General features: G+C 61.9%; 19 protein-coding genes. 11 read left to right on the top strand and 8 right to left on the bottom strand.

All coding sequences use genetic code 11. The features are described from left to right. Positions 1–85: 85 nt before the first annotated feature. The 5 genes from JN756_RS14050 to tpx all read right to left on the bottom strand — a co-directional run bounded on the left by JN756_RS14050 (position 86) and on the right by tpx (position 9,785). Positions 86–1,555, bottom strand: coding sequence for an efflux transporter outer membrane subunit (locus JN756_RS14050; protein ID WP_017848439.1), 1,470 nt, complete (start codon positions 1,553–1,555; stop codon positions 86–88). Beyond that, on the bottom strand, positions 1,552–4,659 hold the full coding sequence (locus JN756_RS14045; protein ID WP_102618159.1) for an efflux RND transporter permease subunit: 3,108 nt from the start codon (positions 4,657–4,659) through the stop codon (positions 1,552–1,554). The genes JN756_RS14050 and JN756_RS14045 overlap by 4 nt, the downstream gene beginning before the upstream one ends. Further along, positions 4,656–7,757, bottom strand: coding sequence for an MdtB/MuxB family multidrug efflux RND transporter permease subunit (locus tag JN756_RS14040; protein WP_046483653.1), 3,102 nt, complete (start codon positions 7,755–7,757; stop codon positions 4,656–4,658). Before JN756_RS14040 ends, JN756_RS14045 begins: the two co-directional genes overlap by 4 nt. After that, entirely contained in the window at positions 7,754–9,052 is a 1,299-nt protein-coding gene (locus JN756_RS14035; protein ID WP_169882006.1) for an MdtA/MuxA family multidrug efflux RND transporter periplasmic adaptor subunit, read from the bottom strand. The genes JN756_RS14040 and JN756_RS14035 overlap by 4 nt, the downstream gene beginning before the upstream one ends. Before the next feature lie 232 nt (positions 9,053–9,284). Further along, a complete protein-coding gene (gene tpx, locus JN756_RS14030) occupies positions 9,285–9,785 on the bottom strand; it encodes a thiol peroxidase (protein WP_017848435.1) in 501 nt (166 codons plus the stop codon). Positions 9,786–9,955: 170 nt separating this feature from the next. Between tpx and JN756_RS14025 the strand changes: the two genes are divergently transcribed. Beyond that, the gene (locus JN756_RS14025; RefSeq protein ID WP_201022183.1) at positions 9,956–11,245 is read left to right on the top strand and encodes a glycosyltransferase; all 1,290 of its coding nucleotides are present in this window, start codon (positions 9,956–9,958) and stop codon (positions 11,243–11,245) included. A gap of 76 nt (positions 11,246–11,321) precedes the next feature. Here JN756_RS14025 and JN756_RS14020 read toward each other — a convergent pair whose 3' ends face one another. Next, on the bottom strand, positions 11,322–11,834 hold the full coding sequence (locus JN756_RS14020; protein WP_026140209.1) for a GNAT family N-acetyltransferase: 513 nt from the start codon (positions 11,832–11,834) through the stop codon (positions 11,322–11,324). Positions 11,835–12,079: 245 nt separating this feature from the next. On the opposite strand from JN756_RS14020, the gene JN756_RS14015 reads away from it, so the two are divergent. The 8 genes from JN756_RS14015 (at position 12,080) to JN756_RS13980 (ending at position 21,570) form a co-directional block, all read left to right on the top strand. Next, the gene (locus tag JN756_RS14015; protein ID WP_017848432.1) at positions 12,080–12,985 is read left to right on the top strand and encodes an AraC family transcriptional regulator; all 906 of its coding nucleotides are present in this window, start codon (positions 12,080–12,082) and stop codon (positions 12,983–12,985) included. A gap of 178 nt (positions 12,986–13,163) precedes the next feature. Next, a complete protein-coding gene (locus tag JN756_RS14010; protein WP_046383192.1) occupies positions 13,164–14,486 on the top strand; it encodes an ABC transporter substrate-binding protein in 1,323 nt (440 codons plus the stop codon). A gap of 134 nt (positions 14,487–14,620) precedes the next feature. Further along, positions 14,621–15,511, top strand: coding sequence for a carbohydrate ABC transporter permease (locus tag JN756_RS14005; protein WP_046385260.1), 891 nt, complete (start codon positions 14,621–14,623; stop codon positions 15,509–15,511). Positions 15,512–15,521: 10 nt separating this feature from the next. Next, positions 15,522–16,352, top strand: a complete 831-nt coding sequence (locus tag JN756_RS14000; protein WP_012723930.1) for a carbohydrate ABC transporter permease — start codon at positions 15,522–15,524, stop codon at positions 16,350–16,352. Positions 16,353–16,398: 46 nt separating this feature from the next. Then, a complete protein-coding gene (locus JN756_RS13995) occupies positions 16,399–17,502 on the top strand; it encodes an ABC transporter ATP-binding protein (RefSeq protein WP_046383191.1) in 1,104 nt (367 codons plus the stop codon). A 16-nt stretch (positions 17,503–17,518) separates the two neighbouring features. Then, the gene (locus JN756_RS13990; protein WP_201022182.1) at positions 17,519–19,000 is read left to right on the top strand and encodes a mannitol dehydrogenase family protein; all 1,482 of its coding nucleotides are present in this window, start codon (positions 17,519–17,521) and stop codon (positions 18,998–19,000) included. 137 nt (positions 19,001–19,137) lie between these two features. Then, positions 19,138–20,619, top strand: coding sequence for a xylulokinase (gene xylB / locus JN756_RS13985; RefSeq protein ID WP_046383189.1), 1,482 nt, complete (start codon positions 19,138–19,140; stop codon positions 20,617–20,619). Between the two features lie 12 nt (positions 20,620–20,631). Then, a complete protein-coding gene (locus JN756_RS13980) occupies positions 20,632–21,570 on the top strand; it encodes a carbohydrate kinase family protein (protein ID WP_046383188.1) in 939 nt (312 codons plus the stop codon). Between the two features lie 105 nt (positions 21,571–21,675). Here JN756_RS13980 and JN756_RS13975 read toward each other — a convergent pair whose 3' ends face one another. Together JN756_RS13975 and ilvA are read right to left on the bottom strand one after the other, a co-directional pair. Next, complete coding sequence (locus tag JN756_RS13975; RefSeq protein ID WP_017848424.1) at positions 21,676–21,945, bottom strand: DUF1652 domain-containing protein; 270 nt, start codon at positions 21,943–21,945, stop codon at positions 21,676–21,678. Between the two features lie 245 nt (positions 21,946–22,190). Continuing rightward, positions 22,191–23,213 carry a threonine ammonia-lyase, biosynthetic gene (ilvA, locus tag JN756_RS13970; RefSeq protein ID WP_201022181.1) on the bottom strand — a complete coding sequence of 341 codons (1,023 nt, stop codon included), beginning with the start codon at positions 23,211–23,213 and terminating at the stop codon, positions 22,191–22,193. 272 nt (positions 23,214–23,485) lie between these two features. On the opposite strand from ilvA, the gene JN756_RS13965 reads away from it, so the two are divergent. Beyond that, positions 23,486–23,686 (top strand): ParD-like family protein, encoded by a 201-nt coding sequence (locus tag JN756_RS13965; RefSeq protein ID WP_003190946.1) that lies wholly within the window; start codon positions 23,486–23,488, stop codon positions 23,684–23,686. Further along, positions 23,686–24,441, top strand: coding sequence for a type I methionyl aminopeptidase (gene map / locus JN756_RS13960; protein ID WP_046383187.1), 756 nt, complete (start codon positions 23,686–23,688; stop codon positions 24,439–24,441). The genes JN756_RS13965 and map overlap by 1 nt, the downstream gene beginning before the upstream one ends. Positions 24,442–24,463: the final 22 nt, after the last annotated feature.

Genomic DNA, 24,463 nt, shown 5'->3' with positions numbered 1-24,463 from the left:
AATAATTATTGAACAGGCGATTAATTATAATAGGACCAGCACCGGCATTTTGAGGTCAATCTGCCCATTCAAAAAGGCCCGGACTTCACTCCTTTTCCGCCACTTGAGTCTGCCCATCCCAACCACCGCCCAACGCGGCGATCAGTTGCACACTGGCCACCAATCGCGTCTGCAGCAAGGTCAGCACGGTGCGTTCGTTACTCAGCGCCGTTGCCTGCACGGTGACCACATCCAGGTAAGCGATCAGCCCCGCTTTGTATTGGTTCTGGGTCAGGCGCAGCGATTCGCGAGCGGCCTCCAGGGCTTCGTTGCTGACCACGGCTTCGTCTTCCAGCACCTTGAGCTGGACCATATAGTTTTCCACTTCGCGGAAACCATCCAGCACGGTCTGGCGGTACTTGGCCACGGTTTCATCGTAACTGGCCACGGTGCGGTCGACTTCCGCCGAGCGCTGGCCGCCGTCGAACAGGGTCATCGCCAGTTTCGGCCCGACCGACCAGAAGCGGTTCGGCAGGCTGATCCAGTCTGAATAGGTGCTGCTGGAATAACCGCCAGCCAGGCTCAGGCTCAGGTCCGGGTAATAGGCGGCCTTGGCCACGCCGATATTGGCGTTGGCGGCGATCACCGAGCGTTCGGCCGAGGCGATGTCCGGGCGCCGTTCGAGCAATTGCGACGGCAGGCTCACCGGAATCTGCGGCAAGGCCGGAATGTCCTTGCTCACAGCCAGGTTGAAGTTGGCCGGTGCCTCGCCGATCAACACGGCGATGGCGTTTTCCAGCTGGGCACGCTGCCAGATCAGGTCGATCAGGCTGGCCTGGGTGGACTTGAGCTGGGTTTGCGCCTGGGCCACGGCTTCCTTGCCGGAGACGCCGGCGCGGTATTGGTTTTCGGTCATCTGCAGGGAGCGCTGGTAGGTGTCCAGCGTGGCTTGCAGCAACCGGGTTTGCTCATCCATGACGCGCAGTTGCAGGTAGCTTTGCACCAACTCCGACTGCTGGCTCAAGCGCATCGCGGCCAGGTCCGCCGAGCTGGCTTCGGCGCTGGCCTCTTTGGCTTCCAGGCCCCGGCGCAACTTGCCCCAGACATCGGCTTCCCAGCTCACGCCCAACTGCGCGTTGAGGGTGTCGCGGATGCCGCTGCTGGAACTGCTGAGGCTGGCGTTGCTGCTGCCGGTGCCCTGGCTGGCGCGGGTTTTCCCGACGCTCAGGTCCACCGTCGGGTAAAACGCCCCACGGGAACTGCGCACCAGCGCCTGGGCCTGGCGGAAGCGCGCTTCGGCCTGGGCGACGGTCTGGTTGGCGTTGTTCAGCCGGACCACGAGGTCATTGAGTTGACGGTCGCCGTACAGCTCCCACCAGGCACCACGGGCCAGCGCATCGCTCGGCGTAGCCTGGCGCCAGCCCTGGGCTTGCTTGAACTGCGCCGGCTCGATGACCTCCGGGCGCGTGTAGTCGGGGCCGACGGCGCAAGCGCTGAGCAACACCCCGCAGAGCACCAGGCTGGCGACGCGGGAACCACGGGGCATGGCCAATGTGGCGAAAATTGAATCGGTCATAGCGCAGTGTCCAGGGCAGCATCGGTACGCACGCCGCGCCAAGCGTTGAAACGATGGCGCGCGCGGTCGAGATAAAGGTAAACCACCGGGGTGGTGTAAAGGGTCAGGATCTGGCTGAAGACCAGCCCGCCGATAATGGTCAGGCCCAGGGGCTGGCGCATTTCCGCGCCTTCGGCCCTGCCGAGCAACAACGGCAAGGCACCGAGGATCGCCGCCAGCGTGGTCATCAGGATCGGCCGCAGACGCAACAGGCAGGCGCTGCGAATCGAATCCAGCGGGCTCAGGCCATCATTGCGCTCCAGTTGCAGCGCCAGGTCGATCATCAGGATCGCGTTTTTCTTCACCACCCCGATCAACAGGAACAAGCCGAGCAAGGAGATCAGGCTGAACTCACCGCCCAGCAGGTAAATGGAGAGCAAGGCTCCGACGCCGGCCGACGGCAAGGTCGAGAGGATCGTCAGCGGGTGGATATAACTTTCATACAGAATACCCAACACCAGGTACACCGCCACCAGCGCGCCGAGGATCATGAACGGCTGGCCCTTCTGGGTCGCCGCGAAGGCATCGGCGGTGCCGGCCATCTTGGCGATGACGTCCTCCGGCAAGCCCACCTTGGCAATCGCCCGCTCGATGGCCGCAGTGCCCTGCTCCACCGTCACGCCGGGCGCTATGTCGAAGGCGATGTTTTCCGAGGCGAACTGGCCTTCGTGACTGACCCGGTCGTCCGCCAGGCTGTTCTCATAATGGGCAATGGTCGACAACGGCACCCGCGCGCCCGTGGAGGTGATCACCTGCATCTGGTTCAGGGTGATCGGGTCCTGGGCGTATTTCGGGTTGACCTCCATCACCACCTGATACTGGTTGAGGCTGTCATAGATCGTGGAGATCTGCCGCTGGCTGTAGGCGTTGTTCAGCACCGCGGTGACCATGTTCATGTCGATACCCAGGCGCTTGGCCTGGTCGCGGTCGACGACCAGCGTCACCTGGGCCGCGCCCCGGCCTTCGCGGGCGTCGATGGCGGTGAGTTCGGGTAACGCACGCAGTGCGGCCACGACCTTCGGGTACCACAGGCGCAGTGCAGACAGATCACCGCTTTGCAGGATGTAGGAATACTGCGCACTGGTCTGGTCACGCCCGCCACCGAATTGCAGGTCCTGGTCAGCCATCAGGAACAGCCGCCCGCCCGGCACCAGGGGCACGTTCTTGCGCAGACGCTCGATCACCGCCTGGGCGGAGACCTTGCGCTCGCTGATGGGTTTGAGTCGAACCAGCATCACCGCGTTGTTGGTGCCGCTGTTGCCGCCGATGAAACCGGCCACGCTGAGCACCGCCGGGTCTTGCAACACGGCCTTGCGGAAAATCTCCATCTTCGGCTGCATCACGCTGAACGACAGCCCATCGTCGCCGCGCACAAAGCCGATCAATTGCCCGGTGTCCTGCTGGGGCATGAAGGTTTTCGGCACCACCACATACAGCGCGATATTCACCCCCACCGTGATCAGCAGGCTGAGCAAGGTCAGGCGCCGATGGCGCAGCACCCAGTCCAGGCTGGTGGCGTAGGCCGAGACCATGCGGTCGTTGACCTTCTGGCTCCAACGCTGCAAACCGGTCAGTTGGCCTTTGATATGAGGCTTGAGCCAACGCGCGCAGAGCATCGGCGTGAGGGTCAGCGAGACCACCAGCGACACGATGATCGCCGCCGACAAGGTGATGGAAAACTCACGGAACAGGCTGGTGACGATTCCGCCCATGAACAGGATGGACAGGAACACCGCCACCAGCGACACGTTCATCGACAGCAAGGTAAAGCCGACTTCCTTGGCGCCCAGGTACGCCGCCTTCATCGGCGGCACGCCCTCGTCGATATGCCGGGAAATGTTCTCCAGCACCACGATGGCATCGTCCACCACCAGGCCGGTGGCGAGGATCAGCGCCATCAGCGAGAAGTTGTTCAGCGAGAAACCGAACAGATACATCACCGCGAAGGTGCCGACCAGCGACACCGGCACCGCCAGGGTTGGAATCAGCGACGCACGGAAGTTACCGAGGAACAGGTAGACCACCAGGATCACCAGCCCTACGGCAATCAGCAAGGTCATCTCGGCCTCGTGCAGGGTGGCGGTGATCACCGGCGAGCGATCCATCGCCAGGCTCAGCTTGACGCTGGACGGCAGCACCGCCTGCAATGCCGGCAACTGCGCCTTGATCTGCCGGACGGTCTCGATGATGTTGGCACCGGACTGGCGGTTGATCACCAGCAGCACCGCCGAATCGTTGTTGAAGAAGCCGCTGTTGTAGCGGTCTTCCACACCGTCGCTGATCTTCGCCACATCGCCCAGGCGCAGGGCCGCGCCGTTCTGGTAGCGGATCAGCAGCGGTTCATAGTCCTTGGCTTTTTCCAGCTGGTCGTTGGCCTGGATCTGCCAGTTGCGCTCGGCGTCTTCCAGGGAACCCTTGGGCCGACGCTGGTTGGCGTTGGCGATGGTGTTACGCACATCGTCGAGGGCCACGCCGTACTGGTCGAGGGCCTTGGGTTCGAGTTCGATCCGCACCGCCGGCAGGGAACTGCCGCCGATCTGCACTTCACCCACGCCCGGCACCTGGGACAGGCTTTGCGACAGGATGGTCGACGCCAGGTCGTACAGCTGGCCCTTCTGCAATACGTCCGAGGTCAGCGACAGCACCATGATCGGCGCCTGCGACGGGTTGATCTTCTTGTAGGTCGGCATGCTGCGCATACCGCTGGGCAGCAGGTTGCGCGAAGCGTTGATCGCCGCCTGCACTTCGCGCGCCGCGCCGTTGATATCACGGTTGGAATCGAACGCCAGGATCACCCGCGTCGAACCCTGGCTCGACGAACTGCTCATGGTGGTAATACCGGCAATCGCGCCGAACGAGCGCTCCAGCGGCGTGGCCACGGTGGACGCCATCACCTCGGGGCTGGCGCCGGGCAGGCTGGCCGACACCACGATCACCGGGAAGTCGATCTGCGGCAGCGGCGACACCGGCAGCAGATTGAAGCTGACACCGCCCAGCAACATGATCGCCAGGCTCAACAGCATGGTCGCGACCGGGCGGCGAATGAAAGGTCCGGACAGGTTCATGACTCAACCGGCTCCAGGCGTTGCGGCTCTTTGCGCCAGCGCCGCCCCAGGCGATCGAAGTACAGGTAGATCACCGGCGTGGTGAACAGGGTCAATACCTGGCTCACCAGCAAACCGCCGACCATCACCAGGCCCAGGGGTTGACGCAGCTCCGCACCGGAACCGGTGGCCAGCATCAACGGCACCGCGCCGAACAGCGCGGCCAGGGTGGTCATCAGGATCGGCCGGAAGCGCAACAGCGCCGCCTGATAGATCGCGGTCTGCGGGTCAAGGCCCTGGTTGCGTTCGGCGTCGAGGGCGAAGTCGATCATCATGATCGCGTTCTTCTTGACGATACCGATCAGCAAAATGATGCCGATGATCGCGATCATGCCCAGGTCATTGCCGCTGAGCAGCAACGCCAGCAACGCCCCCACCGCCGCCGAAGGCAGGGTCGAGAGGATGGTGACCGGGTGGATGTAGCTCTCGTAGAGCACGCCGAGCACGATGTACATGGTGACCACCGCCGCCAGGATCAGCAGCAAGGTGCTCGACAGCGAGGCTTCGAACGCCTGGGCCGCGCCCTGGAACTGGGTCTGCACGCCGACCGGCATGCCGATATCTTTCTGGGTCTGGTTGATCAACTCCACGCCCTTGCCCAGTGCGACGCCAGGGGCCAGGTTGAACGACATCATCACCGCCGGGAACTGGCCGATATGCGCAATCGCCAACTGCGCCTGGCGCTGTTCCACATGGGCCAGGCTCGACAGCCGCACCTGGCCGCCGTCGGTGGTCTTGACGTGGATCTGGTTTAGCGCATCCGGCCCCAGGGTCTCGCCCGACTGGGCCTGCAACACCACGCGGTATTGGCTGGCCTGGGTGTAGATGGTGGAAATCTGCCGCTGACCGAAGGCGTCGTACAGCGCATCGGTGATGGTCGACACGTTGACGCCCAGGCGCGAGGCCGCATCGCGGTCGATCACCAGGTACACCTGCAGGCCCTTGTCCTGCAGGTCGCTGGCGACGTCGGTGAGCTGCGGCAACTGGCTCAAGGCATGGACCAGCTTTTCACTCCACAACGCCAGCAGTTCGGCATCGGGTGACGACATGCTGAACTGGTACTGGGTGCGGCTGACGCGGTCTTCGATGGTCAGGTCCTGCACCGGCTGCATGTACAGGCGGATGCCCACCAGTTTGTCGATTTCCGGCTGCAGGCGGGTGATCACCTGGGCCGCGCTCAAGTTCCGCTGCCCATGGGCCTTGAGGTTGATCAGCAAGCGACCGCTGTTGAGGGTGGCGTTGTCGCCATCCACACCGATGTAGGACGACAGGCTTTCCACCGCCGGGTCGGCCAGGATGATCTTCGCCAACTCCTGCTGGCGCTGGCTCATGGCCGCGAAGGAAATCGACTGCGGCGCTTCGGAAATGCCCTGGATCACCCCGGTGTCCTGCACCGGGAAAAAGCCCTTGGGCACCACCAGGTACAGCACCACGGTGAGGCCCAGGGTGGCGATGGCCACCAGCAACGTCAGCGGCTGGTGCTTGAGCACCCACTGCAACTTGCGCCCGTAGGCCGCGATCAACCAATCGATCCAGGCGCCGCTGGCCTTGTAGAAACGGCTCTGTTCTGCTTCCTCGGGCTCACGCTTGAGCAGGCGCGCGCACATCATCGGCGTCAGGGTCAGGGACACCACCAGGGAAATCAGGATCGCCACCGCCAGGGTGATGGCGAACTCGCGGAACAGCCGCCCGACCACATCGCCCATGAACAGCAACGGAATCAATACGGCGATCAGCGACAGGGTCAGGGAAATCAGGGTGAAGCCGATCTGTTTGGCGCCCTTGAGCGCGGCGGCCAGCGGGGTTTCACCTTCCTCGATATAACGCGAGATGTTCTCCAGCATCACGATCGCATCGTCGACCACGAAGCCAGTGGCGATGGTCAGGGCCATCAGCGTCAGGTTGTTGATCGAGAAACCCGCCAGGTACATCACGCCAAAGGTGCCCACCAGTGACAGTGGCACAGCGATCGACGGGATGATCGTCGCGCTGACGCGGCGCAGGAACAGGAAGGTCACCATCACCACCAGGGCAATCGCGATCAGCAATTCGTGCTGCACGTCGGTGACCGAGGCGCGGATGGTCTGGGTACGGTCGGTCAGCACCGTCACATCCAGGCCGGCCGGCAGGTTATCGGTGATGCTCGGCAGCAGGGCCTTGATACGGTCGACTACCTCGATCACGTTGGCACCGGGCTGGCGCTGGATATTCAGCAGCACGGCCTGGTTTTCGTTGGCCCAGGCGGCGAGGCGTTCGTTTTCGGCGCCGTCGACGATCTGCGCGACGTCCTTCAGACGCAGCGGCGCGCCATTTTTGTAGGCCAGGATCAGTTCGGCGTATTGCTGCGGCGACACCAGTTGGTCGTTGGCGTCGAGCATCGACACGCGGGTCGGCCCGTCGAAGTTGCCCTTGGGCTGGTTGACGTTGGACGCGGTAATCAGCGTGCGTACATCCGACAGGTTCAAGCCGTTGGCCGCCAGGGCCTCGGGGTTGACCTTGATACGCACGGCCTGGCGCTGGCCACCGGCAATGCTGACCATGCCGACGCCGCTGATCTGCGCGATCTTTTGCGCCATGCGTGTGTCGACCAGGTCATTGAGCTTGGGCAGCAGCATGGTCTTGGAGGTAATCGCCAAGGTCAGCACCGGGGTATCCGCCGGGTTGACCTTGTTGTACACCGGCGGCGCCGGCAAGTCCTTGGGCAGCAGGTTGGTCGCGGCGTTGATCGCGGCCTGCACCTGTTGCTCGGCGACATCCATATTGATATCGAGGTTGAAGCGCAGGGTCAGCACTGAGGCCCCGCCGGAGCTGGTGGAGGCCATCTGGGTCAAGCCGGGCATTTGCCCGAACTGGCGCTCCAGGGGCGCGGTGACTGCGCTGGTCATCACATCCGGGCTGGCGCCAGGGTACAGGGTCATCACCCGGATGGTCGGGTAGTCCACCTGGGGCAAGGCCGAGACCGGCAACAAGCGGTACGAGATGATCCCTGCCAGGACAATCGCCAGCATGCTCAGCGTGGTAGCGACCGGGCGAAGGATAAACAGCCGCGACAGGTTCATGAAGCGACCTTTTGCGCCTTGCCGGCGTCAGCGCCGGTCTCCCCTTTGGCCGCGGGCTTGCCTTGCAGGTGCTCGGTCGGCGTGGTCGGGACTTGACTGCTGTCGTTGACCACTTCGACTTCACTGCCGTCCTTCAGGCGGTCGGTGCCTTCCAGCACCACGCGATCGCCGGCGACCAGGCCTTGCTTGATCACGGTATTGTCGCCGTCGCTATCGCCGACCACCAGGGGCTGGACCTTGACCTTCTTGTCGCCGTCGAGCTTGTAGACAAAGGTGCCGGCGTTGCCGAACTGGATGGCGGCGGACGGTGCCAGTACGACGTTGTGCAGGGTGTCGGCGAGCAGATGCACGTTGACGAACTGATTGGGGAACAGCGCCTGGTCTTTGTTATCGAAGCGCGCCTTGAACTTCAAGGTGCCGGTGGTGACGTCGATCTGGTTATCCAGGCTCTGCAGCACGCCGGTGGCTTGGCGCTTGGCGTCGCCGCGGTCCCAGGCTTCCACCGGCAGCTTGTTGCCGGCGTGGTAACGGGCGAGCACGGTTTCCAGGCTGTTCTCCGGCAGAGTGAAGGCCACGCTGATCGGCTGGGTCTGAGTGATCACCGCCAGCGCCGTGGTGTCGTTGGCGGCCACCAGGTTACCGACGTCGAGCTGACGCAGGCCGACGCGCCCGGTGATCGGCGCGCGGATCTTGGTGAATTCGAGGTTGAGCTTGGCGTCGTCGACCGCGCCCTGGTTGGTCTTGACCGTGCCCTGGTATTGCAGGACCAGCGCTTCGGCGGTGTCCAGGGTTTGCTTGGCGATACTGTCCTGGGCATACAAGCCGCGATAACGCTCGACATCGACCTGGGCGTTTTTCAATTGGGCCTGGTTCTGCATCAGCGTGCCCTGGGCCTGGAGCAAGGCGTTCTGGTAACTGCGCGGGTCGATTTCCGCCAGCAAGTCGCCGGCCTTGACCATCTGCCCTTCTTCAAAGGCGATCTTCACCAACTCGCCGCCCACCCGACTGCGTACATTAATAGTGTTGAGCGCGGTGACCGTCCCCAGTGCCTTGTAGTACACCGGGAACTCCCCCAGCACCGCCGGCGCCACGCGCACCGGCACCGGGCCGGTGGAGCCGCCGAAACCAGGGCGCGCCATGCCCGTTTTACCGGTGCGGCCGGCTGGCGCTTCTGGATGGGGCGCGCCGGTGGGCCAGAATTTCCAGCACAGGCCGGCGATAACCAGCAGCACGAGCAGGCCGAACAGCCAGCGACGGGAGTTGCGGGGGGAGGATTGCATGGAGTGATCAACCATTGGGCGCGAGGGCTTCTTCTTTGGGAGGCTGAAAGATAAGCACTGGGGCGCGTTAAGAAAAGCGCCTTTACCGGCTATTTACCTTGGGCTTACAACTTTTAACTTTTGAGCTTAGTCCACCGGCTATTTCGCTAAACATCTGACCAGCAAATAAAAACGGCCTGGACTAGGCCAGGCCGCAATTATGTACCGCGCAGTGTTACTGCATAACGACAGTAATGCGCAGAAACAGTTACTTCAAAACAGCCAGGGCTGCTTCGTAGTTTGGCTCTTGGCCGATTTCAGGGACCAGTTCGCTGTGCAGCACATTGTCGTTTTCATCCAGCACAACGACGGCACGGGCGGTCAGAGCCCGGAGCGGGCCGTCAGCAATCGAAACGCCGTAGTCAACGGCGAAATCAGCGTTGCGGAAGTCCGACAGGCTCTGCACGTTGTCCAGGCCTTCGGTGCCGCAAAAACGCTTCTGGGCAAACGGCAGGTCGGAGGAGATGCACAGCACCACGGTGTTGGCCACTTTGTCGGCCTGGGCGTTGAACGTGCGTACCGACGTGGCACAGGTCGGGGTGTCGACGCTTGGGAAGATGTTCAACACTTTACGCTTGCCGGCAAAGGTGGCCAGGGTCACGTCCGACAGATCGCCGGCGGTCAGGGTGAAGTCTGGCGCTTTGGAGCCGGTTTGCGGCAGTTCGCCTTCAACTTGGACGGGGTTACCACGAAGGGTGACTTGAGCCATGAACGGAATCCTTATGCTGGGTTTGGTTAAACGAATTCGAGAGGCGGAAGTTAACCACAAAGTGCCGTGGCGACCTACCGCCAGACACAAATTGTCATGTCTCGCCGGGCACGCGGGCGGTTGTGGTTTAATTGCGCGGTTTTCGTCCCCGCTCAAGGAATCTGTTGTTGATGAATCAGCCCGCCACCAAAGTCCTGGTCATTGGTTATGTCTGGCCGGAACCGCGCTCCTCGGCCGCCGGCGGGCATATGATGCAGATTCTCGAAACTTTTCTTACACAAGGATGGGATATTACCTTCAGCAGCCCGGCGACCATCGGCGAGCACAAAGCCGACCTGCCGGCACTCGGTATCACCGAGTGCGCCATCGAACTCAATAACAGCAGTTTCGACGACTTTATCCGCGAACTGGCCCCGGACATCGTGCTGTTCGACCGCTTCATGATGGAAGAACAGTTCGGCTGGCGCGTCGAGAAGCACTGCCCCGCGGCCTTGCGGGTGCTGGAAACCTCCGACCTGCAAAGCCTGCGCGACGCACGCCAGCAGCGGCTCAAGGACGACCTCAAGGCGCAACCGGGCAACGATGACTTCAGCGCCTTGTTCGCACCGGGCCTGGAAGACGAGTTCCAGCGCATGGCCGACACCGACCTGGCCAAGCGCGAGATCGCGGCCATCTATCGCTGCGACATCAGCCTGATGATCTCCGACGTGGAAATCCGCCTGCTCACCGAGCACTTCAAGGTGCCCGCCGCCCTGCTCCACTGGTGCCCATTGATGCTCGAGCCGCCAACCGAAGCATTCGCCCCCTTTGACGAGCGCGCGCACTTCCTCAGCATCGGCAACTTCCGTCACGCGCCGAACTGGGATGCCGTGCTCTGGATGAAGAACAGTGTCTGGCCGTTGATCCGCCAGCAACTGCCAGGCGCCCAGTTGCATATCTATGGTGCCTACACCCCGCCCAAGGCGACGGCCCTACACAACGCGGCCCAGGGGTTTCATGTGATGAACTGGGCCGAGGATGCCCTGCAAGTGATGACAGCGGCGCGCATCTGCCTGGCGCCGTTGCGCTTCGGTGCGGGGATCAAGGGCAAGCTGGTGGATGCCATGCTCTGCGGCACGCCGAATATCACCACACCGGTCGGCGCCGAAGCCATGGGCGACGAGCAACCGTGGCCGGGGGCAATCGCCCACAGCGCCATGGCGTTGGCCGATGCCGCCGTGAGCCTTTACCAAGACCGCGAACGCTGGACCCAGGCCCAGGAGCACGGGCGCCAACTCCTGGCCCGCCGGTATGACCAAAACATCCACGGCCCCGCGTTGGTGGAATGCCTGGAGCAGTGCCGCAACGACCTCGCCGCCCACCGCCGAAATAATTTCACCGGTAGCATGCTGCGCCACCATGCCCACAAAAGTACGCAATACATGTCGCAGTGGATCGAGGCAAAAAACCGTAACCTTTAGCGCATCGGGAAGCGTGAATATCGTAACTTCGACGTGCCGCCGCTGCGCGGCACGTCACTCGGGGCAGCCCTAAACCTTAACGTCCCCAAACATACCTCACCTCATCCAGCGACACGCCACCACGGACCAGCGTGCGACGGCTGCCAGGCTCTTCTCTTCCGCCGAGCCCCTGATAAAAGCGAACAGCTCTTTCGTTTGCAGATAAAACCCATAAGGTAATATTTTTATAACCTTGATCAAACAAACGGTTTAAACCTGACTCCCACAATTTGGCACCGATTCCTTTACCCCAATACGCTGCCAAAATATAGATAGCCATGACCTCTCCCGACTCCGCTGCGGGCTTGTCTTCATCACGGCAACGGCCCACTGAAATCCAACCGACAACGTTTCCATCCACCTCTGAAACTAAAACGTCAGAGTCTTTGCTTTCGATTGCCTGAGCCCAATAAGCCTCCCTTTTTGGCAATGTCGCAGTCAGCGAGGCCAAAAAATCAGCCGGCATCAGATTCGCATAAGCGTGTTGCCAGCTACTGACATGAACATCAGCAATGCTCTTCGCGTCCTTGGGCAGTGCATCACGAATCATAACCAACTCCTTGTTCGTGTTCTGTTTCAGATAAAACGCTTCTTTGCTCCTAGCGACCATGCCCTCTCGATTAGCACGACGCCTGCTCGTAAACGCTTTTGTTAATAGCACAGGCCAGTGAAATATATTAAGTCGCCGATAACCCAAAACGGCCTTCAGGGATGCTCCAACCAACTTGCCGCTGGCAGCGACAGCACACAAGGGGGCATTATTGCGGAGCGCAACCACAATAAAGCGACGGCAGCATGACCCGAGCAACGCGAATCACCGACCCTTCCTACGAGCTGATGGACGATCACAACGGTCTGTCCATCATCTATCGCCAGCACGGTTTCCCTTGCCCGTTGGTGCGCTGGCATTTCCATAAGGAATACGAGCTGCACCTGATCGTCGCCAGTTCCGGCAAGGTGTTCATCGGCGACTACATCGGCAACTTCTACCCGGAAAGCCTGTTCCTTACCGGCCCCAACCTGCCTCACAACTGGATCAGCCAGGTCGAGGAAGACGAAGTAGTGCCCAAGCGCGACATGCTGGTGAATTTCACCGATGAGCTGCTTGAGAACGGCAGTCACATTTTTACTGAGCTCAAGACCCTCGCGCCGCTACTGGAGCGGGCGCAGTCCGGCATCGAGTTTCGCTGCAAGAAGACCATCGCCCAGGCCATGACACTCATGCAACGCATCGAGGACGCCCAGGGCATGGCGCGCCTGGGGCACTTCTTTATCCTGCTGGACGTGTTGAGCGCGTGTGAGGACTACCAACTGCTGTCCGGCGTGACCACGCCGCAACTGGCCGACGAACACAGCATCGACCGCACCAACCGGGCGGTGGACTACATCTTTGCGCATTACGCACGGGAGTTGTCACTGGAGGAAGTGGCCGACTACCTGGGGATGAAACCGACGTATTTCTCGCGGGTGTTCAAGCAGGCCACCGGGCGCACGTTTATCGAATTCGTCAATCGCCTGCGCATCAGCAAATCCTGCGAACTGCTGGCCGATGGCGACAAGGCCGTCACCGATGTGTGCTTCGAGTCGGGGTTCAACAACATTTCCAACTTCAATCGCCGCTTCCAGCAACTTAAAGGCATGACGCCTTCCCACTACCGGCGCCTGGCGGTGCAGCGGCTCACCGAACAGAACCTGGCTTAATCGATTCGGCTTTTGGTGAGCGAGTACAAAAAAGTATCAGTCCCAGTGCGCCCAAGGATTTGTCACACCCCCCATTTGAGGGCTGTAATCAACGCACACTCTTCCTGGCTCCGCGTGGGAAGACACAACAACAATAACTGTCCTTCTGCAGCCCCTGGGCGCAGAAAAGGAGTGCGCGATGAAGTTCACAGCAAAAACACTGCTTGCCTGTTCTTGCATGACGGCATGCATGACCCTCAGCGCCGTCAGCCTTGGCGCGCAAACCCTGACCATTGCCACCGTCAACAACAGCGACATGATCCGCATGCAAAAGCTCTCGAAGACCTTCGAGGCCGAGCACCCGGACATCAAGTTGAATTGGGTGGTGCTCGAAGAAAACGTCCTGCGCCAACGCCTGACCACCGACATCGCCACCCAGGGCGGGCAGTTCGACGTGTTGACCATCGGCATGTACGAAGCCGCACTCTGGGGCGCCAAGGGCTGGCTGGAACCGATGAAGGACCTACCGGCGTCCTACGACCTCGACGATGTGTTCCCTTCTGTGCGTGACGGTTTGTCCGTCAAGGGTTCGCTGTACGCCCTACCGTTCTATGCCGAAAGTTCGATCACCTATTACCGCACCGACCTGTTCAAGGACGCCGGGCTGAGCATGCCCGAGCACCCGACCTGGACGCAGATCGGCGAATACGCGGCAAAGCTCACCGACAAAACCAAAGAACAATACGGCCTGTGCCTGCGCGGCAAAGCCGGTTGGGGTGAAAACATGGCGCTGATCACCACCCTGGCCAACGGCTATGGCGCGCGCTGGTTCGACGAAAAATGGCAGCCTGAATTCAATGGCCCCGAATGGAAGGACGCGCTGAACTTCTACGTCGACAACATGAAGAAATCCGGCCCGCCGGGCGCTTCGAGCAACGGTTTCAACGAAAACCTCGCGCTGTTCAACAGCGGCAAGTGCGCGATCTGGGTCGACGCCAGCGTGGCCGGCTCGTTCGTCACCGACAAGACCCAAAGCAAGGTGGCAGACCACGTCGGCTTCACCTTCGCCCCCCACGAGAAGACCGACAAAGGCACCTCGTGGCTGTACTCCTGGAGCCTGGCGATCCCGACCAGCTCCAAAGCCAAGGACGCCGCCAAGCTGTTCACCAGTTGGGCGACTTCCAAGGAATACGGCGCCCTGGTCGCCAAGACCGACGGCATCGCCAACGTCCCGCCAGGGACGCGCAAGTCGACCTACAGCGACGCGTACATGCAGGCCGCGCCGTTCGCCAAGGTCACCCTGGAATCGCTGAAAGTCGCCGACCCGACCCAACCGACGCTCAAGCCGGTGCCGTATATCGGTATCCAACTGGTGACCATTCCTGAGTTCCAGGCGATCGGTACCCAGGTCGGCAAGTTCTTCTCGGGTGCGCTGACCGGTCAGCAAACCGTGGATCAAGCCTTGAGCGCCGCGCAGACCACCACCGAGCGTGAAATGAAGCGGGCCGGTTATCCCAAGTAACCCCCGATTCTGTAGGAGCGAGCTTGCTCGCGAAAAAGGTACATCCGACGCCGACATGCGCCTGAAATACCTTCGCGAGCAAGCCCGCTCCTACAGGAGTTTTGCGCACCTGCCTCTAATCGGTCTTGATCACCATGAATACAACACGCAAAAGCCGCCTGGCCAACCCCGGCTGGTTTCTCGTCAGCCCCTCGGTAGCCTTGCTGCTACTGTGGATGATCGTGCCGCTGGGCATGACCCTGTACTTTTCGCTGATCCGCTACAACCTGCTCTACCCCGGCGAAAACCAGTTCGTGGGGCTGGAGAACTTCACCTACTTCATCACCGATTCGGGCTTCCTGCCCGGCGCCACCAATACCCTGTTGCTGGTGGGCAGCGTGCTGCTGATCAGCGTGGTGTTCGGCGTATTGATCAGCGCCCTGCTGGAGGCCAGTGAGTTCTTCGGCCGCGGCCTGGTGCGAGTGTTGTTGATCTCGCCGTTCTTCATCATGCCCACCGTCGGTGCGCTGATCTGGAAGAACCTGATTTTCCACCCGGTCTCGGGGATTCTCGCCGCCGTGTGGAAGCTGTTCGGCGCGCAGCCGGTGGATTGGCTGGCGCATTACCCGCTGCTGTCGATCATCATCATCGTCTCGTGGCAATGGCTGCCCTTCGCGATCCTGCTGCTGATGACCGCCATGCAGTCCCTCGACCAGGAACAAAAGGAAGCCGCACGCCTGGACGGCGCCGGCGCCATCGCGATCTTCTGGCACCTGACCCTGCCCCACCTGGCGCGCCCGATTGCCGTGGTGGTGATGATCGAAACGATCTTCCTGCTCTCGGTGTTCGCCGAAATCTTCACCACCACCAACGGCGGCCCCGGCTATGCCTCGACCAACCTCGCCTACCTGATCTACAACCAGGCGCTGGTGCAGTTCGATGTGGGCATGGCCTCGGCCGGCGGCTTGATTGCCGTGGTCATCGCCAACATCGCGGCGATCATCCTGGTGCGGATGATCGGCAAAAACCTGACTGACAAGCCTTGAGGGCCGCGCCATGACGCTTCAACAATCCCGCCGCCTGCAAAGCCTGCTGCTCGGCACCCTGGCCTGGGCCATCGCGATCCTGATCTTCTTCCCGATCTTCTGGATGGTGCTGACCAGCTTCAAGACCGAGATCGACGCGTTCGCCACGCCGCCGCAGTTCATCTTCACGCCGACGCTGGAGAACTACCTGCACATCAACGAACGCAGCAACTACTTCAGCTACGCGTGGAACTCGGTGCTGATTTCGTTCAGCGCCACCGCCTTGTGCCTGCTGATCTCGGTGCCGGCGGCCTACTCCATGGCGTTCTACGAGACCCAACGCACCAAGGGCACCCTGCTATGGATGCTGTCGACCAAGATGCTGCCACCGGTGGGCGTATTGATGCCGATCTACCTGCTGGCCAAGAGCTTTGGCCTGCTGGATACGCGTATCGCGCTGATCATCATCTACACCCTGATCAACCTGCCGATCGTGGTGTGGATGGTTTACACCTACTTCAAGGACATCCCCAAAGACATCCTCGAAGCCGCCCGCCTGGACGGCGCCACCCTGTGGCAGGAGATGGTCCGCGTGCTGCTGCCGATCGCCAAGGGCGGGCTGGCGTCCACGGTGCTGCTGTCGCTGATCCTGTGCTGGAACGAGGCGTTCTGGTCGCTGAACCTGACCTCGTCGACTGCCGCGCCGCTGACCGCGCTGATCGCCTCCTACTCCAGCCCCGAAGGCTTGTTCTGGGCCAAATTGTCGGCCGTGTCGACCCTGGCCTGCGCGCCGATCCTGATTTTTGGCTGGATCAGCCAGAAACAGCTGGTGCGCGGGTTGTCCTTCGGCGCCGTGAAATAACGGCTTCTCTCTAACAAAAACGAATTCAGAAGCGGAGGCCCATCCCATGGCCAACCTGAAAATCAAGAATCTGCAAAAAGGCTTCGAAGGCTTTTCCATCATCAAGGGCATCGACCTGGAAGTGAACGACAAGGAGTTCGTGGTCTTCGTCGGCCCGTCGGGTTGCGGTAAATCCACGCTGCTGCGGCTGATCGCCGGCCTGGAAGAAGTCAGCGAAGGCACCATTGAGCTTGATGGCCGCGACATCACCGAAGTCACCCCGGCCAAGCGCGACCTGGCGATGGTGTTCCAGACCTACGCGCTGTACCCGCACATGAGCGTGCGCAAGAACATGTCGTTTGCCCTCGACCTGGCCGGCGTCGACAAAAAGCTGGTAGAGAGCAAAGTCAGCGAAGCGGCGCGCATCCTCGAACTGGGCCCGCTGCTGGAGCGCAAGCCCAAGCAGCTGTCCGGCGGCCAACGCCAGCGCGTGGCGATCGGCCGGGCGATTGTGCGCAACCCGAAGATCTTCCTGTTCGACGAACCGCTGTCCAACCTCGACGCCGCGCTGCGCGTGCAGATGCGCCTGGAACTGGCGCGCCTGCATAAAGAGCTGCAAGCAACCATGATCTATGTGACCCACGATCAGGTCGAAGCCATGACCCTGGCCGACAAAGTGGTGGTGCTCAACAGCGGCCGCATCGAGCAGGTCGGCTCGCCACTGGAGCTGTATCACCAGCCGGCCAACCTGTTTGTCGCGGGCTTTCTCGGCACGCCGAAAATGGGCTTCCTCAAGGGCAAGGTCACGCGGGTCGAGGGCCAGGGCTGCGACGTGCAACTGGACGCCGGCAGCCTGATCAGCCTGCCGCTGAGCGGCGCCACCTTGAGCGTGGGCAGCGCGGTGACCCTGGGCATTCGCCCGGAACACCTGGAGATCGCCGCGCCGGGCCAGGCCGGCCTGACCGTCACCGCCGACGTCGGCGAGCGCCTGGGCAGCGACACCTTCTGCCACGTCATCACCGCCAACGGCGAGCCGCTGACCATGCGGATTCGCGGCGACATGGCCAGCCAGTATGGCGAGACGCTGCACCTGCACCTGGACCCGGCGCACTGCCATCTGTTCGACACCGACGGCGTGGCCGTCACCCGACCACTGCGCGCCGCCGCCTGATTTCGCGAGAGTTATGATGAAACTGAATAAACACAACCTCACCCAATTGGCGCCGGAAGTGAAAATCCCGACCTACGCCATTGCCGATACCCGCCAGGGCATCGCCCATATCGGCGTCGGCGGTTTCCACCGCGCGCACCAGGCGTATTACACCGATGCGCTGATGAATACCGGCGAGGGCCTGGACTGGAGCATTTGCGGCATCGGCCTGCGCAGCGAGGACCGCAAGGCCCGCGACGACCTGGCCGGCCAGGACTACCTGTTCACCCTGTATGAACTGGGCGACAGCGACGACACCGAAGTGCGCGTGATCGGCTCGATCAGCGACATGCTGCTGGCCGAGGACGGCGCCCGGGGGCTGATCGACAAACTGGCCAGCCCGCACATCCGTATCGTCTCGCTGACCATCACCGAAGGCGGCTACTGCATCGACGACAGCAATGGCGAGTTCATGGCCCACCTGCCGCAGATCCAGCACGACCTGGCACACCCGCAGGCACCGAAAACCGTGTTCGGCTTTATCTGCGCCGCACTGACCCAACGTCGCGCCGCCGGCACCCCGGCATTTACCGTGATGTCCTGCGATAACCTGCCGCACAACGGCGCCGTCACGCGCAAGGCCCTGCTGGCCTTCGCCGCCCTGCACGACGCCGAACTGCATGACTGGATCCAGGCCAACGTGACGTTCCCCAACGCCATGGTCGACCGCATCACGCCGATGACCAGTACCGCGCATCGCCTGCAATTGCACGATGAGCACGGCATCGACGATGCCTGGCCGGTGGTGTGCGAGCCGTTTGTGCAATGGGTGCTGGAAGACCGCTTCGTCAACGGCCGCCCGGCCTGGGAAAAGGTCGGCGTGCAGTTCACCGACGACGTGACGCCCTATGAGGAAATGAAGATCGGCCTGCTCAACGGCAGCCACCTGGCCCTGACTTACCTGGGGTTTCTCAAGGGGTATCGGTTCGTTCACGAGACCATGAATGACCCGTTGTTCGTCGCGTACATGCGCGCCTACATGGACCTGGACGTCACGCCGAACCTGGCGCCGGTGCCGGGCATCGACCTCACGCAGTACAAGCAGACCCTGGTCGATCGCTTCTCCAACCAGGCGATTGCCGACCAGTTGGAGCGCGTGTGTTCCGATGGCTCGTCGAAATTTCCCAAGTTCACCGTGCCAACGATCAACCGCCTGATTGCCGATGGGCGTGAGACCGAGCGCGCAGCGTTGGTGGTGGCCGCGTGGGCGTTGTACCTCAAGGGTGTCGACGAGACTGGCGCGGTCTACAAAATTCCCGACCCGCGTGCCGAGTTTTGCCAGGGCCTGGTGAGTGACGATGCGCGGATCAGTCAGCGCCTGCTCGGCGTGGAGGAGATTTTCGGCACAGCTATTCCCAAGTCGGCTGAGTTTGTGGCAGCGTTCGAGCGGTGCTATGCGAGCCTGCGCGACAACGGCGTCACAAAAACACTGCAGCAACTCCTGAAGAAACCGGTTTAAACCTGTGGGAGGGGGCTTGCCCCCGATAGCGGTGGGTCAGTAAAGAACATTTACACTGAAACACCGCCATCAGGGGCAAGCCCCCTCCCACATTTGAAGCGCATTTACAATCCAACAACAATGCTGAGCAAACCCTCATGACCCAGCAAAACCTGTTCCTCGGCATCGACTGCGGCACCCAAGGCACCAAAGCCATCGTCCTCGACGCCTCCAGCGGCAAGGTGCTGGGCCTGGGCGCCGCGGCACACACACTGATCAGCGGCGCCAACGGCCGGCGCGAGCAGCACACCCAGGAGTGGCTGGACGCCTTTACCGAAGCCACCCACCGCGCCCTGCAACAGGCCGGCGTGGACGGCCAGGATATCCTCGGCATCGGCGTGTCCGGCCAGCAACACGGCCTGGTGTTGCTCGATGACAGCGGCCAGGTGCTGCGCCCGGCCAAGCTGTGGTGCGACACCGAAACCGCCGCCGAAAACGAGCGCCTGTTGCAATACCTGGGGGGCGAAAGCGCTTCGCTGGAGCGTCTCGGCGTCGCGATCGCGCCGGGTTACACCGTGTCCAAACTGCTGTGGACCCGCGAGCAGCACCCCGAGGTGTTCGCGCGCATCGCGCATATCCTGCTGCCCCACGACTACCTCAACTACTGGCTCACCGGCCGCGCCGTCGCGGAATACGGCGATGCCTCGGGCACCGGCTACTTCAACGTGCGCAGCCGTACCTGGGACGTGGCGCTGCTCCAGCACATCGACCCCAGCGGCCGCCTGCAGGCAGCCTTGCCGACGCTGATCGAAGCCGACCAAGCCGTCGGCACGATCCTGCCGGCCATCGCCGAACGCCTGGGCATCAACCCCGACGCCATCGTGTCCAGCGGCGGCGGCGACAACATGATGGGCGCCATCGGCACCGGCAATATCGCCCCCGGCGTGATCACCATGAGCCTGGGTTCATCGGGCACCGTGTATGCCTTCGCCGACCAGCCCAACGTCAGCCCCCAGGCGTCGGTCGCGACCTTCTGTTCCTCCAGCGGCGGCTGGTTGCCGTTGATCTGCACGATGAACCTGACCAACGCGACCGGGGTGATTCGCGAACTGTTCGACCTCGACCTCGACGCCTTCAACGCCCTGGTCGAGCAGGCGCCGATCGGTGCCGACGGCGTGAGCATGCTGCCGTTCCTCAATGGCGAACGCGTGCCCGCCCTGCCCCACGCCACCGGCAGCCTGCATGGCTTGACCATGACCAACCTGACCCGCGCCAACCTGTGTCGCGCGGTGGTCGAGGGCACCACCTTCGGCTTGCGTTACGGCCTTGATCTGTTGCGCCAGACCGGCCTGCACAGCCAGAGCATCCGCCTGATCGGCGGCGGCTCGAAAAGCCCGGTGTGGCGGCAGATGGTTGCCGATATCATGCACACCGAAGTGATCTGCACCGAACAAAGCGAAGCAGCGGCCCTGGGCGCGGCGATCCAGGCGGCGTGGAGCCAGTCCGGCGAGTCCCTGGCCAGCCTGTGCGAAAAATGCGTGAGCGTCGACCCGGCCAGCCGGACCCTGCCGGTGGCCGACAATGTCAGCGCCTATCAACACGCCTACGAGCGCTATCAACAGCACGTGGCAACCCTTTAAGAGCGAACGACTATGTATCTGGTGTGCGGTGAAGCGCTGTTTGATTTTTTCAGCGAGGACGATCCCAGCGGGCAAGCCTCCAAACTCAATTACAAGGCGATTGCCGGTGGTTCGCCGTTCAACGTCGCCGTCGGTTTACGCCGGCTCGGCATCGAGGCCGCGCTGTTCGGCGGCGTGTCCACTGACTTCCTCGGGCAGCGCTTGTTGCAGGTGCTCAGGGACGAAGGCGTCAACCCGCAGTTCCTGGTGGAATTCGCCGCGCCGACCACCCTGGCGATGGTCGCCGTGGGCGCCGATGGATCCCCGCAATACAGCTTTCGCGGCGAAGGCTGCGCCGACCGCCAATTGACGCGCGCACACCTGCCAACCCTGGGCGATGAGGTTCGCGGGCTGCATGTGGGTTCGTTCTCCCTGGTGGTGCAACCGATTGGCGACACCCTGCTGGCCCTGGTCCAGCGCGAAAGCGGCAAGCGCTTGATCAGCCTCGACCCCAACGTGCGGCTCAACCCGCAACCGGATATCCAGCTGTGGCGCGAGCGCGTGGCCGAACTGGTCAAGTACGCCGACCTGATCAAGGTCAGCGATGAAGACCTGCACCTGCTCTACCCCGACCAATCGCCGGAAAGCGTGCTTGAGGGCTGGTTGCAACACCGCTGCCAGTTGGTCTTCCTCACTCGCGGCGGTAACGGCGCCAGCGTGTTCAGCCGCCAGCACGGACACTGGTCGCAACCGGCGGTGAAGGTGGTGATGGCCGATACCGTGGGTGCCGGGGACACCTTCCAGGCGGCGTTGATTGCCTGGCTGACCGAGCAGCAACTGGATTCGGTAGAGGGCCTGCAGCAACTGACCCGCGCCCAGATCGACGCGATGCTGGGCTTTGCGATCCGTGCGGCCGCCATGACCTGCGGCAAAACGGGCCCGGACCTGCCCTATCGGCAACAGTTGGGGTGAACAAACGATCACAGGCTGCGGCATTCAGCATGGATTGACGGGTAGCAACAGCATCGGGCCTGGTATTTACCAGGCCCGCAGATCGGTGAAAGCAACGCTCGCTATCTAGTAGTGGCCGCGCCCTGCTGCTCTTTGCAGTGCAGGCCCCTGCGATTGCTTGAGGTCTTCGCGCAACCCGGTGATCAGGTTGCAAATGGCTCGACTGCTGTCGAGTTTGTCAGCATTGATGCCTTTGACTTCCAGATCCACCCGGTCACGGTCACGATCGTCATAGACCTTGATCGTCAACGAGGCATCTTCAGCTTTGGTGCATTCGCACCGTTTAGGCAGGAAACTTCCTTCAATGATACTGCGAAGTTCTAATTCCGAAAGCATGGTCAACCTCTCCTTTCTTGAGACTGCCAATCGATTGTTATAAGTCTTGCAGGCACTCGCCCGCCACGTCCTGCCAACCCTGGAAGACGTTTACAATCAATAAGCCTACTCGGCAAAATCCGTTCTCGTTGTAACCTTTCCTCATAAGCAGTACCCAGTCTTGTATAACTTTGTTCAACTCAAATTCACTCGACGAACATCATCGCCGAACAGCTTCGATTAAACGTTTAACCCTGGGCTTTGCGTTAACTGGCACTGTGTGCTGCGGCTCTTTCAGCAACATGTCGTAAACTATCAAAGTTGATATTGGCCCCTGAGTTGACCGCCACCAGCGTCTGCCCGCGCACGCGGTGTTGCCCCACATAGCGGCGAATGCCCGCCACAGCCAAGGCGCCGGACGGCTCGACGATGGAACGCGTATCGTCGTAGATCAGCTTGATGGCACTGCACAGTTCATCGTTGCTGACCGTGATGACGTCATCCACCCAATCCCGGCAGATCTCAAAGCCATAGGCGCCGATCTGCGCCACTGCCGTGCCATCGGCAAACCCGTCCACACTGGGCAGCACCACGCGTTCACCGGCGCGCAAGGCTGCCAACAGGCAACTCGAGCCTTCGGCTTCGACGCCGACGATGCGTACCTCGGGCCGCAAGTATTTGACGTAGGCGGCGATCCCGCCGATCAGGCCGCCACCGCCCACCGGCACGAAGATCGCGTCCAGCGCGCCCTGCTGCTGGCGCAGGATTTCCATGCCCACCGTGCCTTGGCCGGCGATCACGTCCGGATCGTCGAACGGCGAGACAAACGTACAACCGCAGGCTTCGGCCAGTTGCAACGCATGGGCCAGGGCAAACGGAAAGCTCTCACCGTGCAGCACCGCTTGCGCCCCTCGCGAGCGCACACCCAGCACCTTCAACTCCGGCGTGCTGCACGGCATGATGATCGTGGCCTTGATCCCCAATTCCCGCGCCGCCAGCGCTACGCCTTGCGCATGGTTGCCGGCCGACGCGGTGATCACGCCGCAGGCCTTCTGCTCGGCGCTGAGTTGCATCAGCTTGTTGTAGGCGCCACGGATCTTGAAGGAAAAGGTCGGTTGCAGATCTTCGCGCTTGAGCAACACCTGGTTGTCGAGCAACAGCGACAGCGCCGGGGCGACCTGCAAGGGGGTTCGCACGGCCAAATCGTAGACCGGCGCGGCGAGGATCTTTTTGACGTAGTGCTCAAGCAGTCCCGAGACAGCGGTAGATGGGACGGGGCAAGTGCTCATGGGAGTCTCCTGGCTTGGGTAAGGGCACCTGGAGACGGAAAAACAAAACCCGCCTCTAGGGCGGGTTTGGGTGCAGCCGAGCGCTATCCCGCCAAATGAGGAATGGCGGTAATAATAATTGGCTGGCAACGCAGGGTTTGAAATGTCATGTCACGAAATTACCCGGCGGTGGCCGGTCAAGTCAATGGCAAGGGGCCATTTCACTGACGGGGCTTTACGATGGACATACGAAACGTATACGATCCGTATATTCATCTGACACAGTGAAGCACATGGGCATCGTCAAGATCACCGACCAACTGCACGAACAACTACGCCTGGCCAGTGCGGCCATGGACCGTTCCATCAACGCCCAGGCCGAGTTCTGGATCAAGATCGGCCTGCTCGCCGAACTCAACCCGCATTTGCCCTACAACGAGCTGATCAACAAGCTGTTGCTGGACAAGCCGGACCTGATCCGGGGGCGCAGCTGATGATCAAAACCGCCGCACAACTCGCCGTGATGCGCGAATCCGGGCGCCTGCTGGCCCAGGTGTTCAGCATGCTCGACGGTTTTGTCGCCGCCGGACGCTCCACCCTGGAGCTGGACAGCGCCGTCGAAGCCTTCATCCGCCACGAGCTCAAAGCCCGCCCGGCGAGCCTCGGGCAATACGACTACCCCTTCTCCATCAACACCTCGGTCAACGAAGTGGTGTGCCACGGCATGCCCAGCGCCACGCAAGTCCTCAAGGACGGCGACATCGTCAACATCGACATCACCCTGGAAAAAGGCGGCTTTATCGCCGACTCCAGCAAGATGTACATGATCGGTACCGTCTCGCCGAAGGCACGCCGCCTGGTGGAGATGACCTTCGAGGCGATGTGGGCCGGTATCCGCCAGGTCAAGCCCGGCGCCCGCCTGGGCGACATCGGCCATGCGATCCAGCACCATGCGCAGGCCAATGGTTACAGCGTGGTACGTGAATACTGCGGCCACGGCATCGGCCGGCAGATGCATGAAGACCCCCAGATCCTGCACTTCGGCCGCCCCGGCACCGGGCTGGAGCTGCGCGAAGGCATGGTGTTTACCATCGAGCCAATGCTGAACCAGGGCAGCGCCAAGGTGCGCAGCCTGAAGGACGGCTGGACGGTGGTGACCAAGGACAACAGCCTGTCGGCCCAGTGGGAACACACCGTGGCGGTGACGGCGGACGGGTTCGAGGTGCTGACCCTGCAAGCCACGTCCTGAGCCGGCCCCCCCAGGGATGGGG

It is taken from the genome of Pseudomonas sp. Y39-6, from assembly GCF_023651955.1.
Taxonomy (GTDB): domain Bacteria; phylum Pseudomonadota; class Gammaproteobacteria; order Pseudomonadales; family Pseudomonadaceae; genus Aquipseudomonas; species Aquipseudomonas veronii.
Note: the sequence above shows the minus strand (reverse complement) of the source record. Positions and strands in the feature narration are given on the sequence as shown.

What these genes read in the sequence shown, in the direction of transcription:
- JN756_RS14025 (WP_201022183.1), top strand. Translation starts at nt 9,956, where the DNA reads ATGAATCAGCCCGCCACCAAAGTCCTGGTCATTGGTTATGTCTGGCCG.
- JN756_RS14045 (WP_102618159.1), bottom strand. Translation starts at nt 4,659, where the DNA reads ATGAACCTGTCCGGACCTTTCATTCGCCGCCCGGTCGCGACCATGCTG.
- xylB (WP_046383189.1), top strand. Translation starts at nt 19,138, where the DNA reads ATGACCCAGCAAAACCTGTTCCTCGGCATCGACTGCGGCACCCAAGGC.
- JN756_RS13980 (WP_046383188.1), top strand. Translation starts at nt 20,632, where the DNA reads ATGTATCTGGTGTGCGGTGAAGCGCTGTTTGATTTTTTCAGCGAGGAC.
- JN756_RS13975 (WP_017848424.1), bottom strand. Translation starts at nt 21,945, where the DNA reads ATGCTTTCGGAATTAGAACTTCGCAGTATCATTGAAGGAAGTTTCCTG.
- JN756_RS14005 (WP_046385260.1), top strand. Translation starts at nt 14,621, where the DNA reads ATGAATACAACACGCAAAAGCCGCCTGGCCAACCCCGGCTGGTTTCTC.
- JN756_RS13965 (WP_003190946.1), top strand. Translation starts at nt 23,486, where the DNA reads ATGGGCATCGTCAAGATCACCGACCAACTGCACGAACAACTACGCCTG.
- JN756_RS14040 (WP_046483653.1), bottom strand. Translation starts at nt 7,757, where the DNA reads ATGAACCTGTCGCGGCTGTTTATCCTTCGCCCGGTCGCTACCACGCTG.
- JN756_RS13995 (WP_046383191.1), top strand. Translation starts at nt 16,399, where the DNA reads ATGGCCAACCTGAAAATCAAGAATCTGCAAAAAGGCTTCGAAGGCTTT.
- JN756_RS13990 (WP_201022182.1), top strand. Translation starts at nt 17,519, where the DNA reads ATGAAACTGAATAAACACAACCTCACCCAATTGGCGCCGGAAGTGAAA.
- tpx (WP_017848435.1), bottom strand. Translation starts at nt 9,785, where the DNA reads ATGGCTCAAGTCACCCTTCGTGGTAACCCCGTCCAAGTTGAAGGCGAA.
- JN756_RS14000 (WP_012723930.1), top strand. Translation starts at nt 15,522, where the DNA reads ATGACGCTTCAACAATCCCGCCGCCTGCAAAGCCTGCTGCTCGGCACC.
- ilvA (WP_201022181.1), bottom strand. Translation starts at nt 23,213, where the DNA reads ATGAGCACTTGCCCCGTCCCATCTACCGCTGTCTCGGGACTGCTTGAG.
- JN756_RS14010 (WP_046383192.1), top strand. Translation starts at nt 13,164, where the DNA reads ATGAAGTTCACAGCAAAAACACTGCTTGCCTGTTCTTGCATGACGGCA.
- map (WP_046383187.1), top strand. Translation starts at nt 23,686, where the DNA reads ATGATCAAAACCGCCGCACAACTCGCCGTGATGCGCGAATCCGGGCGC.
- JN756_RS14050 (WP_017848439.1), bottom strand. Translation starts at nt 1,555, where the DNA reads ATGACCGATTCAATTTTCGCCACATTGGCCATGCCCCGTGGTTCCCGC.
- JN756_RS14035 (WP_169882006.1), bottom strand. Translation starts at nt 9,052, where the DNA reads ATGGTTGATCACTCCATGCAATCCTCCCCCCGCAACTCCCGTCGCTGG.
- JN756_RS14020 (WP_026140209.1), bottom strand. Translation starts at nt 11,834, where the DNA reads ATGATTCGTGATGCACTGCCCAAGGACGCGAAGAGCATTGCTGATGTT.
- JN756_RS14015 (WP_017848432.1), top strand. Translation starts at nt 12,080, where the DNA reads ATGACCCGAGCAACGCGAATCACCGACCCTTCCTACGAGCTGATGGAC.